The 12500-nt window shown below is 65.9% G+C and carries 13 protein-coding genes and 3 pseudogenes; 6 read left to right on the top strand and 10 right to left on the bottom strand.

The window, feature by feature from the left end:
* Nucleotides 1-189 precede the first annotated feature (189 nt).
* Nucleotides 190-920 (top strand): annotated as a pseudogene (locus VKG81_RS03080) (beta-ketoacyl synthase N-terminal-like domain-containing protein); the annotation flags it as partial.
* On the opposite strand, the gene VKG81_RS03075 reads toward VKG81_RS03080, so the two are convergent.
* Both VKG81_RS03075 and VKG81_RS03070 read right to left on the bottom strand, forming a co-directional pair.
* Nucleotides 917-1801 (bottom strand): cyclopropane mycolic acid synthase family methyltransferase, encoded by an 885-nt coding sequence (locus VKG81_RS03075; protein ID WP_324389582.1) that lies wholly within the window; start codon nt 1799-1801, stop codon nt 917-919. The pseudogene VKG81_RS03080 and the gene VKG81_RS03075 overlap by 4 nt on opposite strands.
* 58 nt (nt 1802-1859) lie before the next feature.
* Nucleotides 1860-2804 carry a cyclopropane mycolic acid synthase family methyltransferase gene (locus tag VKG81_RS03070; protein WP_324389580.1) on the bottom strand — a complete coding sequence of 315 codons (945 nt, stop codon included), beginning with the start codon at nt 2802-2804 and terminating at the stop codon, nt 1860-1862.
* Between the two features lie 129 nt (nt 2805-2933).
* Between VKG81_RS03070 and VKG81_RS03065 the strand changes: the two are divergent.
* A pseudogene (locus VKG81_RS03065) lies at nt 2934-3156 on the top strand (protein kinase); the annotation flags it as partial.
* Between the two features lie 248 nt (nt 3157-3404).
* Here VKG81_RS03065 and VKG81_RS03060 read toward each other — a convergent pair.
* The 7 genes and pseudogenes from VKG81_RS03060 to VKG81_RS03035 form a co-directional block, all read right to left on the bottom strand.
* Nucleotides 3405-4373, bottom strand: coding sequence for an alpha/beta hydrolase family protein (locus VKG81_RS03060; RefSeq protein WP_324389578.1), 969 nt, complete (start codon nt 4371-4373; stop codon nt 3405-3407).
* Between the two features lie 247 nt (nt 4374-4620).
* Entirely contained in the window at nt 4621-5019 is a 399-nt protein-coding gene (locus VKG81_RS03055; RefSeq protein ID WP_324389576.1) for a PRC-barrel domain-containing protein, read from the bottom strand.
* 13 nt (nt 5020-5032) lie between these two features.
* On the bottom strand, nt 5033-5533 hold the full coding sequence (locus VKG81_RS03050) for a hypothetical protein (protein WP_324389574.1): 501 nt from the start codon (nt 5531-5533) through the stop codon (nt 5033-5035).
* Nucleotides 5530-6099 carry a hypothetical protein gene (locus VKG81_RS03045; protein ID WP_324389572.1) on the bottom strand — a complete coding sequence of 190 codons (570 nt, stop codon included), beginning with the start codon at nt 6097-6099 and terminating at the stop codon, nt 5530-5532. The genes VKG81_RS03050 and VKG81_RS03045 overlap by 4 nt, the downstream gene beginning before the upstream one ends.
* Before the next feature lie 101 nt (nt 6100-6200).
* Nucleotides 6201-6338: pseudogene (locus VKG81_RS21445) on the bottom strand (hypothetical protein); the annotation flags it as partial.
* 338 nt (nt 6339-6676) lie between these two features.
* Nucleotides 6677-7048: a pyridoxamine 5'-phosphate oxidase family protein gene (locus VKG81_RS03040; protein ID WP_324389584.1), complete on the bottom strand. Its 372-nt coding sequence runs from the start codon at nt 7046-7048 to the stop codon at nt 6677-6679.
* A 137-nt stretch (nt 7049-7185) separates the two neighbouring features.
* A complete protein-coding gene (locus VKG81_RS03035; protein ID WP_324389570.1) occupies nt 7186-7956 on the bottom strand; it encodes a PAS and ANTAR domain-containing protein in 771 nt (256 codons plus the stop codon).
* A gap of 318 nt (nt 7957-8274) precedes the next feature.
* Between VKG81_RS03035 and VKG81_RS03030 the strand changes: the two genes are divergently transcribed.
* Together VKG81_RS03030 and VKG81_RS03025 are read left to right on the top strand one after the other, a co-directional pair.
* Complete coding sequence (locus tag VKG81_RS03030; protein WP_324389586.1) at nt 8275-8412, top strand: hypothetical protein; 138 nt, start codon at nt 8275-8277, stop codon at nt 8410-8412.
* A gap of 157 nt (nt 8413-8569) precedes the next feature.
* Nucleotides 8570-9817 carry a hypothetical protein gene (locus VKG81_RS03025; RefSeq protein WP_324389568.1) on the top strand — a complete coding sequence of 416 codons (1248 nt, stop codon included), beginning with the start codon at nt 8570-8572 and terminating at the stop codon, nt 9815-9817.
* A 49-nt stretch (nt 9818-9866) separates the two neighbouring features.
* On the opposite strand, the gene VKG81_RS03020 is transcribed toward VKG81_RS03025, so the two are convergent.
* Complete coding sequence (locus VKG81_RS03020; RefSeq protein ID WP_324389566.1) at nt 9867-11342, bottom strand: hypothetical protein; 1476 nt, start codon at nt 11340-11342, stop codon at nt 9867-9869.
* 407 nt (nt 11343-11749) lie between these two features.
* Between VKG81_RS03020 and VKG81_RS03015 the strand changes: the two genes are divergently transcribed.
* Together VKG81_RS03015 and VKG81_RS03010 are read left to right on the top strand one after the other, a co-directional pair.
* A complete protein-coding gene (locus VKG81_RS03015) occupies nt 11750-12094 on the top strand; it encodes a hypothetical protein (protein ID WP_324389564.1) in 345 nt (114 codons plus the stop codon).
* 154 nt (nt 12095-12248) lie between these two features.
* The coding region (locus VKG81_RS03010) for a serine hydrolase (RefSeq protein WP_324389562.1) at nt 12249-12500 on the top strand (252 nt) is incomplete at its 3' end.

Raw genomic sequence — 12500 nt, 5'->3', positions numbered from 1 at the left:
CATCGGTTGAACATCATGTCGCTCCTTCAGTCAGTAGGCGGCATTGCAGGCCGCCACCGGCTTACACCGAGTCGGGGAGCGGTTCCGCCGGGCAAACCTAACGCGGCGTTACGAAACTTATTCGCGCCGGATGAACCGGAGAGTGCCAGGCGGTGAACTGTAGATGCGTCAGCCGGAACGCAACGCCGCGATTACCGCGGTGATGCTGCTGTGCGGCACCTCATCCTCGGTGAGGCCGATATCGCCGTCTGCGGCGGCGTCGAGACGTCGATCGAAGCAGTGCCCATCGCGGCGTTCATGCACCTCGACATGCTGTCGGCCAAGAATGACGATCCGGCCGGCGCCTGCCGCCCGTTCGACAAGGACCGCGACGGCATGGTGTTCGGTGAGGGCGGGGCACTGATGCTCATCGAGACCGAACAACACGCCACGGCGCGTGATGCTCCGATTCTGGCCCGGCTCATGGGAGCGGCCATGACGTCCGACGGGTACGACGTGATCAAGCCGGACCCCAGCGGAGAGCCCGCGGGTGAGGCCATCGCTCGCGCGGTCGAACTGGCCGGCCTGGCACCGCGCGACATCGACCACGTCAACGCGCACGCCACTGGGACGACGTTCGGCGACCTGGCCGAAGCGCGGGCCATTCACTATTCGCTCGGCGAACACACGCCGGCGGTGTATGCGCCCAAGGCGGCGCTGGGTCACTCGCTGGGCGCGGCGGGAGCGGGCGAGGCGGTGCTGACGGTGCAGGCGCTGCGCGACGGCGTCGTGCCACCAACATTGAACCTGACCGAGCTCGATCCCGAGATCGACCTCGATGTCGTCACCGGTGCGCCGCGGCGGGGCCCCAACCCTACGCGATCAGCGATTCCTTCACTCTCGGCGGGTACAACGTCGCTCGGGTGGTCGGAGCGTATTAGCCCTTGACGAGGGTGAACTGTCCGACTTCGGAGATGTTGCGCTGGAAGAAGTCCGAGCATCCCGTCAGGTACTTCATGTAGCGCTCGTAGACCTCGGTGGACGTCACGGCGATCGCCTGGTCGCGGGCGGCTTCGAGTCTCGATGTCCAGGTGTCGAGTGTCCGGACATAGTGGGCGGTGAGGTCTTGCCTGCCGGCCACCGAAAACCCAGCGCCGGTTGAGAATTCGATGACGTCCTCGTCGCAGGGGACCGAGCCGCCCGGGAAGATCTCCTTGGAGATGAACCGCATGAACCTCAGGTCGGTCATGGTGATGGGGATTCCCATTTCCGGCCAGCGTTTCAGCGGGTGGCCCATGATGGTCTGCAACACCATTCGCCCGTCGCTGGGCATGATGCGGTGGCACAGCTCGAAGAACGCCGCATACCGCTCTTTGGGGAAGGCTTCGAACGCCTCGATGCTGACGATGCGGTCGACGGGTTCGTCGTACTCCTCCCATCCATGCAGCAGGATCTGCCGGGAACGGTCGGTGTCGATCTGGTCGAGGATCTGCTGGCCGAGGGTGCACTGGTTCCTGCTCAGCGTCAGGCCGATGACGTTGACGTCGTACTTCTCGACGGCCCGCTTCATGACCGAACCCCAGCCGCAGCCGACGTCGAGCAGCGTCATCCCGGGCTGTAAATCCAGCTTGCCAAGCGCGAGGTCGATCTTGGCCAGCTGTGCCTCTTCGAGCGTCATGTCCTCGCGCTCGAAGAAGGCGCAACTGTAGGTCCGCGACGGATCCTGGAACAACCCGAAGAAGTCATTCGAGATGTCGTAGTGGGCTTGCACATCCTCGAACGCCGGCCGCATCGTCGTCGTGCCCGACTTCTTCTCCGCCATCTGCGGTTGACCTCCTGCGTGACCCCTCAACGTGTATAACGCAGATTTCCTTACCTGGCTAACCAGCCGCCTTTTCGCAGGTGAACTGGCACACATCGGTGTATCCCTGGCGAAACAGGTCGGCGCAGCCGGTCAGATACTTCATGAAGCGCTCGTAGACCTCTTCGGAGGTGATCGCGATGGCTTCGTCCTTCTTGGACTCTAGATTGGCCGCCCAGGTGTCCAAGGTGCGGGCGTAGTGCGGTTGCAGGTGCTGCTTGCGGGTCACGGTGTAGCCGGCCTTGGCGGCGTGCTCCTCGACCAGCGCGGCCAGCGGTAGGCGACCACCCGGATAGATCTCGTCCATGATGAACTTGATGAACCGCACCCGCGACATCGTCAGCGGCAGTTTCTTCGCCTGGATCTCTTGGTCGCTCGGAATGATGATGGTGTGCAGCAGCATCACGCCGTCGGCGGGCATCCAGTTGTAGGTCTTCTTGAAATAGTCGTCGTACTTGCTGAAGCCGAAGTGCTCGAAGGCGCCGATCGAAACGATCCGGTCGACCTGCCCCTCGAACTCCTCCCACGGCTGCAGCCGCACTTCCATATCGCGTGGGCTGTTCGACTTGGCGAACCAATAATCCTCGATGTGCTGCTTCTGGTTCTCGGACAGCGTCAGGCCGATCACGTTGACGTCGTACTTTTCGACCGCCCGCATCATCGTGGAGCCCCACCCGCAGCCGATGTCGAGCAGCGTCATCCCGGGCTGCAGACCCAGCTTGCCCAGGGCGAGGTCGACCTTGGCCATCTGCGCTTCTTCGAGCGACATGTCGTCACGCTCGAAGTAGGCACAGCTGTAGGTCTGGGTCGGGTCCTGCCACAGCTTGAAGAACTCGTTCGAGGTGTCGTAGTGAAACTGGACTTCCTCGGCATCCGACCCGCGGGTCTTGGCCGCCGACTTGGACAACCACTTGGACTGAGCGTAAGGCGTCGAGCTCTGTGTTGCGCTTGATTTATCTGCCACTGTCCGTCCTGTTGAAGCTATGGATCGCGGATCGGTAACCGTGCTGGGTTCCCTCAACACGGAGGCGAGACTACCCGAACGGTGCTGGATCGCATCAGGTTGGTCGCCGCCGCTGCCGAGGAGCCGACGGTGGACGCGACACAGTTGGGGCGCTACCGGCTGCAGAAGCTGATCGACGGGGCGGAATGGGCGAGGTCCATCAGACCTGCGACACCACGACCGACCGCGTCGATGCCCTCAGGGCGCTGCCCCCGCATCTCGCCGAGGATGAGACGTTTCAACGGCGGTTCCGGCGCGAGCCGCAGGTTGCGGCCGGGGTCAACGACCGCATGTGGTGCCGATCCACGGCTACGTCTGTATGTGGACATGCGACGCAACGGAGGGCCGCACCCAACACGGGGGCCATGCGGGCGCTGAGCCAGCGCCACCTGTCGGCGCCGAGGTGCAGGGCCGCCAAGCGCCGTCGCGACGTGGTCGTCAGGGCAGGTGGAGAGGCGGCTGACTCTTACTCCCACCATGTTCACCACTTCGGCGAATCGCACGCCCGCGATATCCCCTTCCACGTTGTGGCGCGGACCGATCCCAGTTGTTCGTCGCAATTTAGACAGCCAATGCCGGCCCGATCACGGTATTCCACGACTCGCGCATCTCGGAGTCGAACAGCCCCCAGGTGTGCGCGCCCTCTGGTCGCACTACGAACGTCACTGGCACGCCAGCGGCTTTCGCGGCGTCGGCGAATTGCTGGGTACAGTCCAAGGTGATGCTTTCGACAATCTGACCGCCCACGGGTGTCGGGAAGTCGGGAGGCAGGTTGTCAACGGGTCCGACATTGCCTTGGGATGCCGCGGCGTACACCGCAACGCCGCGTAGCTTGGCGGCGTTCTTGGACGGGTCATGAGCAATCCATTCCGCGCTGCCCTGCGGACCCCACATGTTGGCAGGATTGCCGCCCGACGGCAACAGCGACAGGGCAATCTGGGTGTACTGCTTGGGGTCGGAGGTGGCCGGGCAGCCGCTGTATGAGCCGGCCCCCCGATACAGGCCGGGCGCTTGGATGGCCAAGTCCAATGCGGAGCCACCGCTCATCGACAGACCGCCGATGGCGTTGCGCCCGTTGGCTCCGAGCTCGCGATCAATCACCGGTGGAAGCTCTTTGGTCAGATAGGTTTGCCACTTGTTTCGCCCCAGCGCCGGGTCATCGGCGATCCAATCGGTGTAGTAGCTGTATGGACCGCCGATCGGGGAAACGACATTGACTTTCTTGTCGCCGAAAAACCCTGGTATGTCGGTCAGTCCGAACCAGCCCTTGTTGTCCAGCCCGCCGTCGATGCCATTGAGAAGGTAGAAGGTCGGTGCCGGTGCGTTGCCGGGGGCGCGGAACACGTCGTTGACGATGACCTTGTCCATCGACGGTGAATAGACGGAAATCTTCTGCCAGCGGTCGGTGACTTGTTCAACGTCGGTGATCCGGGCAGCTGGCTGGGGGTCAGCGGCCGCGGGATGGGGTGACAAGAACACCAGCACTGATGCCAGTGTTGCGGCGGAGGCCAACCACGTTCTGATATTCACGCGAGCAATTATGTGGGGTTACCTTCTGCCGCCTGTCGGTTTTCTCAAATCCGGCCGGATACCCCGAAGGCCGTCCGTGCCTCGAGCAAGACCTCGAGGCACGGAACATGCCATCGACCTGAGCTTTTCCACCATGGCATCTGCTCAGGAATGACGTCCTCACGCGCGCGGTTGCGTTGAGTGAAACCTCATCAGGCCCGGCTACTCGGGGCATCGACAGGGCGGTCACCCGAACGATCCCGAACGGTCACGACGGTTTCCTGTGCTTGCCCTCTTCCGAGCTGGGGCTTCTCGTCTCAACGTTTCCGGCGGCCGCGCTTAGTCTGCCGCGGTAGTAGTCGCTGACGGTCGAGCGGTGATCCTCGAAAGAGTCGTCGTCGAACTCCGGCGCCTCCTTGATCTCCTCCTTCGTCGGCGCGACGTAGAGCTTCTCCTCGTCGCGGTCAACGCGTTCGACAAGGCCCGCGGGAATCATCAGCTTCTTGCCGAAGATCCAGACTCCGGTGTCGACGACGAGATAGCTTGCGCCTGCCTCGTTGGTCGACTCGTCAACCTTGCCGATCGAGCCGTCCGCGGCTTCGACCGCGAAACCCGTGAGGTCGAGTCGGCCGACGGTCTCGGGATAGGTCCATAGGTCGTTGTCCATGGCTCTCCGCTCCTCAGACCGCGAGCAGCCGCTCGAAGAACTCGCGGTAGCGCTTCAGGGCAAGACGAAGGTCCTCGGTGGAAGCCTCTTCGCCCCGGGCCCACTGCGCCTCAAGCCGCGAGCGCGCCTCTGAGAAGCCGGTCGTGAGCTGTTCGACGACATCCGACACGAGGGCGTCGGCCTTCTGCACGCAGTCTCTGGGATCGTCGACGAAGCCCGACTGGACATCGTTCCAGCGCGAGCGGAGCCCCGAAAGTTCGTCTTCAGCGAACAGTGATTTCTCGGTCGAGGACTCGGTACCCGCTGTCGAAGGGCCGGTTCCCGCGATCGACGGTTCGGTGCCCGCGATCGACGGTTCGGTTCCCGCGGTCGACGGTTCGGTGCCCGCGGTCGACGGTTCGGTGTCCGCTGTCGAAGGGCCGGTCCCCGGGGTCGACGATTCGATCCCCGCGGTCGACGATTCGACGTCCTCGGTGAAGTCGGTGGTTTCGGTGTGCTGATCGTGTGTTGTCATGCCCGTGCCTCCTGTGACTTGTCCTTGTCTGTCTCGAGCAACTTCTCGAAGAGCGCGCGGTAATGGACGAACGCCTGACGCTGCTCCTCCGTGCCGACGTCGCTGCCCTGTTGTTGCGCATGGGAAATGCTGTGTGCGGCTCGATAGTTTTCGACGACCGTCGGGTGGTCGACCGAGATGTCGGCCGCCCGCTGGTCGAAGTCGTCGATCGGGTAGCCCCGCTCGCGCATGACCTCGGTGACGAGCCGGTCCGCATCGCCCAGGGCGCTCGACGGATTGTCGACGAACGCGGTCTGCACCTCCCCCCAGCCCTCGGCGTACCTTCCGCGCGCCTGCGGCGACAACGGGACGATGTCGAGCTTGTCTCGCTTGCGTTTGCGCGCCGCTAGCTCCTTCTCCGCGGCACTTTGTTCGCCGGCCTCATCTAACGCCCGGTCGTATTCCGGACCGAACCGTTCCTTGAGCCGTTCTGTCCGCTTGCGACGGTTCGCCGCGAGGCCAACAACGATCGCAGTCACCGTCAGCACGACGATCGCTGCGGCCAAAAACCATCCCCAAACAGGCATTTCTCCAGACCTCCTTGTCCTGCGAAAGCGATACCCGCTTGTCGTGCCGAAGGGATACCCGCTCGTTTTCTTCGGAAACGGCAATCCCGGAAACCCGCCGCCGTCTGGCCGCCGTGCGTTACCTCGCGCCGTGCGGTGCGGTTGATCGTCGAGCCGGCGTAGTTGCCGTCATCATGCAGCTGCACCTCGCCGGCATGCACCCCGATCCGCAGCCGGAGCGGCGCCAACGGTGCCCGCTGCCATCGCATCTCGCAGCGCTGCCGGCGCGCCACGCCGCTCCAAACCGCGACACGTAACCAGCTGCGACGACACGCCGGTCGAAGCCGCACTCTCTTGAGTTTCGACGACAGGACCGCAGCCCGGCTCCCAGTCGACGCCACCGGCGACGAAAGACGAAAGACGAAGACGAAAGCTCTCCGACGCTGGCGGCACTGGACCGGCAGATTCCGGGCCTGACACCGGTAGCGGCCCCGGATACTGAAACGGTGGCAACCCCGCTGGCGCCGTCGGGTAGACCGCTATCTGAATAGACGTCGCCGGCAATCTTCGCGGCCGGCCGCATGCCGCCGTGAGCTACTTAAGCGGGCAGGATGCGAATGCCGGTCACAATTCTGGGTTCGATCGCTATCACGCTGTCCGCCTTGTTCACCCACGGATGCAGCAGCTGCTCGTAGCGGGCGACCTCGTCGAGGTCGGTGACCGTGGTTGCCAGTCCGGTGACCACAACACTCCAACCCGCGTGCCGGTGAAGGTCGAGGTCGTCGGCTTCGTAGGCCACCACAACAGCTGAATCGGCACTGGGTGGTATGGCGGTGGAGATCTTCGCGGTCAACCGGGTGCGCACAACCACCCGATCTCCATCGACCAGATGGTTAACCGGGCGGATCGCGGGCAGCGCATCGAGGGTGAACACCACCCGGCCATAGCTCACACTGGCCAGCAGCCGCATCGCCTCGGCGCGATTCAGCTCGACGATCTCAGGCGCTGCGCGGGCGGCCCCAAGATCAGAGTCGTTGCTCACGTCGCCGCCTCCATCTGATTGGCCCAGCGCGGGTCATCGGCATGATCCGTCATGGCCGGGCGCCATCACCGGCCGACCGGTCGCTCGCGCACGCCGCCTGATCGCCGCTCCACCCGTTCGTGGGCAGTCAGCAGCAGATGGTCGAACACGTCGCGGTCGGGCAATCTGCCGTCGTAGTCAAGGGCGCGGAAATCCGCGGTGATCTGTTCGGCAAGCAGCCTGAGCTTCACGTTGCACTGCTGCGACCGCCACCGCAGCACCTCGAATGCCCGATCCCCGTCGATGTGGTAGATCAGCATCAGCATGCCCTTTGCCTGCTCGATCACCTCACGGTGCTCGACGATGTCGGCGATCGCCGCGGCCACCCGATCGTCGGTAGGTGATCGGGCCGGCCTCAGGTCGATGTAGAAGCCCTGCGTCCCGATGACCTCGCCGTGGTCGTCCCGCAGCTGCGTACCAACCACGATGACCTCGTGCACGTCATCGCGGGTGTCGATGATCCGATGGCGGCTGCTGAACGCCCGGCCCGTGCGGAGAACCTCGTCAAGTAGGGCCTGAACCGCCGGACGATCGTCGGGGTGCTTGTGCGATAACACGATCGCGGTCGTCGGGCTGATCGAACCGGGTTCATAGCCGTGCATCCGCGCCACTTGCGGCGACCATTCCCAGCGTTCGTCGGCGAAGTAGAGTCGAACCCATCCGACGTCGCCCAGCTCGGGGCCTGCCGGTGAGTCGTGACCGGCTCCACTGCCGTCGGGAGTTTGGGAACCGGGCGGCGCGGCCGGCCCCGGCGAGCGGCGAACCCCGGAAGTGTCCTCGGTAGCGGTCAAATCCATCGATCCTTCCGCATGGGCGATCGCAAAGTGGAAGTGACGCGGCGGCTGTTTGCGACCGACCTTAACGCTTCAACAATTTAACGGTCACGTCAGTCCCGGGACAAGCGGTCGCGGGTCGACGGCGATCACCGGTGACAGATGGCCGTAGACGTGAGGGCCGAAAGTCCCCGTGGACAACGCGGACGAGCCGAAGCGAGTCCGCCGGGCCGCGATTTCCCGCCCCGTCTCGCCCTCTACGCAAACGTGGCCACTGATTGCCCGGGCCGTGGGGACCGGGTCCCCGCCGCACCAAAGCTTCCGCCTGTCACCATGAAGGATGTGAGCGCCGCGATTGTCATCACGCTGGCGCTCTTGGGCGTCGGCATCGTGGTCGATCAGCTTTTTCGGCTCAGGAAGTGGCTGAAGAATCCCCCATCTGGTCGCAACAGTCGAGAACCGCCTGACGGCGACATGTGATCTGCCCTGCACAGCGACCTTGCGGCGCGCCACCAGCCGGGTCAGGCAGGGCAAGCCGGTCGGGACTTGTGACCCGGACCTGTCCCCGTCCTGAGGGGTCTTTGCCGGGACCTAAGCCCCTAGTTGGTGAGCAGGCGCGGTCCTAGCGTCACCGGGCATGACAGCACCCCTTGGCGGCGACGTCCAACCGGAACGCCCGGGCGCGGCGGGGTGGCGTCTTCCCGGCGTCGGTCAGCTTGCCAGCGTGATCGGGCCGTTCAGCAGGACCGGTCGGTATTACGCCGGGTCATGGGGGGATTATCTCGACAACCAGTCGGGCGATCTCCCGGTCGCACGGCCGACGATTGGTCTTGCCGCGCATGCGTTCCGCGACGAAGTCGTCCTGCTCGGGCTGCGATGGCGTCGCCCGCTGAGCAACCCGCGGGCGTTCCATCGAATCACTGACGAAGTCGTCGCGGCGCTGAAGTTGTACGAGCGTGAAGGATGGCTCAGCGAGCCGGAGGCGTATTTTGCCGCCCCGCCTGCCCTGACAGATGCCACCGTCCGCTCGGTGAAGGATCGCAGACGCCGGTATGAGCGCATGGTGTTCGACAGCGGCTACGCGCCCTACCCCGGCGAACCCGGACGTGACCGATGGCTGAGCCGTACGGTGAACAGTCGCGGGTACGCGTTGATGCTGCGGCACCACCACGAGCCGCGGCCCTGGCTGGTGTGCATTCACGGGGCGGAGATGGGCCGCGGCGCCCTCGACCTCACCTTGTTCCGTGCCTGGCAATTGCACGACGAGCTGGGCTTGAATGTCCTGCTGCCCGTGCTTCCGATGCACGGCCCCAGGGCGCGCCACCTGCCGAAGGGTGCGGTGTTCCCCGGCGAGGACGTGCTTGACGATGTACACGCCACCGCACAAGCGGTGTGGGATGTCCGTCGGCTGCTGTCGTGGATACGGTTGCACGCGCCGGAATCGCCGATAGGCCTGAACAGCATGTCGCTCGGCGGCTACATCGCCGCACTGGTCGCCAGCCTCGACGGCGGCCTCACCTGCGCGATCCTCGGCGTGCCGTTCGCGGATTTGATGCAACTGCTGGAACGCCACGCCGGCCTGAGCCCCGATGACCCGCGCCGAGAGACGATCAGGCTGGCCGAACCGATCGGGCGGATGGCGTCACCGCTGTCGCTCACACCGCAGATTCCGATGCAGGGCCGGTTCATCTACGCCGGAGTGGCCGACCAACTCGTGCACCCACGCGATCAGGTCATCCGTCTTTGGGAGCACTGGGGTAAGCCAGAGATCGTGTGGTACCCGGGTGGTCACACCGGATTTTTCCGCTCACGGCCGGTGCAGAGGTTTGTCGAGGCCGCGCTCGAACAGTCGGGGCTTCTCGGCCAGTCACGGGACGCTGCCTGAATCGGCCGAGGATCGCCTCCCGGCCCGTGTCAAGCGAATCCAAGCGGGCTCATGGCACGGGCCATTCGTGCACAGGCGCGCCGGTGTGCGCGTGCTCGGCGTACCGCCGGGTCATCTCACGTAGCGCCGCGATGCGCTGCAACCCGTGCTCCTCGAGGTAGCCCACCACCTCGGTCTGCCAGGCAGCGCCGGTGCGGCCGCACCGGACCCGCGCCTCGACGACACCGAGGTACCGGTCGCGGTCGGCCGCGTCCACGCCCCACGCGTCAAGCCCGGCCGCGGCGGCCGGCAGCAGGACCTCACGCGTGAGCCGGTCGACGGGGTGGTCGACGCCGCGCCAGGACAGCTGTGCTGCCAGCCCGTCCCGTGCCGCGCGGTGCAGGTTCCGCTCGGCCGACGCGAAGGGCATCTGCCTCCACGGGGCAGGGTCGACGTCGGCGATCGCGCGGACCAGTCCGTAGTAGAACGCGGCGTTGGCGACCATGTCGACGGCGGTCGGTCCGCTGGGCAGTACCCGGTTCTCGATGCGCAGGTGCGGGCGCCCGGCCTGGACGTCGTAGACCGCCCGGTTCCAGCGCCACACCGTGCCGTTGTGCAGCCGAAGCTCACGCAGGCCCGGAGCGCACCCGGCCTCGAGGGCGGCATCGGGATCCTCGGCCTCCAGCGTCGGAAACAGCGGCCGAAACTGCCGCACGAGGTCGGCGAAGAGCTCCACCGGGTCGTTGACCCACCGGTCGCCGAGCCGGACGCGCGCCGGTGCGCCGGCCCGGACCTCCCTGTGGCGTCGGGTGTCGAGCAGCTGCTCTAACAATATGATTCGGGTTTCCTGCCATGCCTGGCGAGCGAGCAGGTACGGCGAGTTCGCGGCGACCGCGACCTGCGCCCCGGCAACCATCTGGGCGGCGTTGTAGTAGGCGGCGAACCGCTCCGGTGGCACCCGCAGGTGCAGCTGCAGGCTGGTCGTGGCGGCATCGGGAGCGACCGACTCGGTGGTGAACTCCACCGGTTCACACCCGTCGATGATGCGCACCAGGAACGGCCGGTGGCGAGCGGCACGCATGCGGCGGCACAGCAGCTCGTACCGCGGGTTGCGGGAGATCCGCTCGAGGGTCAGCTGCTCGGCGCTGAGGGTGGGCAGCATGCCGACGGCGAGCAGCCGGGCCCCGAGCCGCTCGATCCGCGCCCTGCACCCGTCGAGCACGTCGGCGAGGTCGCGTTCGCTGTCATGCAGCACGCGGCCCTGGAGCCGACGGGGAGCCATGTTCAGCTCGACGTTGAACCGGCCGAGCTCATGCTGCATGTCCGCCCGGCCCAGGCGTTCCAGGACTGCGTCGTTGATCAGCCGTGGCCGGCCGAGCGGGTCCACGAGATCGAGCTCGACCTCCATGCCGATGCTGTCCTCATGGCCGACGAACCAGCCGTCGTCGACCATGCGCTGCAACGCGGCAACACTGCGGAGCAGCCTGCGGTGAACCTCGTCGTCGTGGCCGACAACCAGGGCGGAAGCTTCGACGCGGTCACCCACGGCGCACCTCCTCGCGGCACTGCTGGACCTCGACCTCTCCACTACAGCACGGCGCGGTCGCTACAGCACGGCGCAGCCGCTACAGCACGGCGGCCGGACTTGCCTCAGGATCACCGCCCCCGCGACACTCAACCAGCTGCGACGACACGCCGACAGAGGCCGCAGCCATTTGAGTTTCGCGGCAGGACCGGGGCCCGCCGAGATTGATCCCGCCGAATCCCGCCGAGGACGCAGAAGCGGCCGCCGCACCGCACCCACCCCAAGTAGCGGGCGGGTCCATTCAGCCACCGGCGCGACCGCGCGGGATTAACATACGCATTCCAGCATGAGGGCCTGACGCGCATCCGTCACGAAGGCACCCTCCACCGGAGCAGGTTCCCGCGCTGGTCGAACCGGACAGGACCCAGATGAGACGCGGAGCGCTTCTTGGAGTCACCGCCGCGACATGGGCAGTAATCACCACTGCCGCGGCATGGGGAACAGGCACCGCCGTCGCCGCGCCCGCCGACACTGACCCCGTCCCGCCCGTGGTGAGCACGATCGACGGCATCTGGAATCAGCACGTCCCGCCCGATGCGTTCGGGCTGCCGGGCCCGACGGATGCGTTCGGCCGGTTCGTTGAGCCCTTCGTCCCGACGACCACCCAGCTCCGCGACTTCTTCGGGCGCCTCCAGCAGTTCCGCCCACCCGCGCAGTTCCGCCCACCCGCGCAGTTCCGCCCACCCGCGCCGATCAACCCCGCGACCGGGTGAGTGCCGTCCACCCCGAGATCGTCCGCTGCGGCAATCCCCATACCGAAGGCTTGACAAGCGCCTGATCGGCCCGGCGATCGCGCACCGACCCCACACCAGAGCTGAAAATGCCATTTTCGCACGGCGCCTGACGCCGGATAACATCGTTTTCACCATGACACCGGCGTCTCTCCTGCGGGCCAACGACGGCCTGCCGCGCGGCATCCAGGGCGCCGCCGATCCGCGCTTCGCCGGCGTCATCCGCCTGTTCGGGCAGCTGTTCCCTGGCCGCCGCTTCGGTGGCGGCGCGCTCTGCGTGTACATCGACGGCCGGCCGGTCGTCGACGTGTGGACCGGCTGGTCGGACCGGGCCGGCGAGGTGCACTGGACGGCCGACACCGGCGCGATGGTTTTCTCGGCGACGAAG

Origin of the sequence: Mycobacterium sp., assembly GCF_035314905.1 — a bacterium.
In the GTDB taxonomy this organism is placed as follows: Bacteria; Actinomycetota; Actinomycetes; order Mycobacteriales; family Mycobacteriaceae; genus Mycobacterium.
This window is presented reverse-complemented; position numbering and strand designations above follow the sequence as displayed.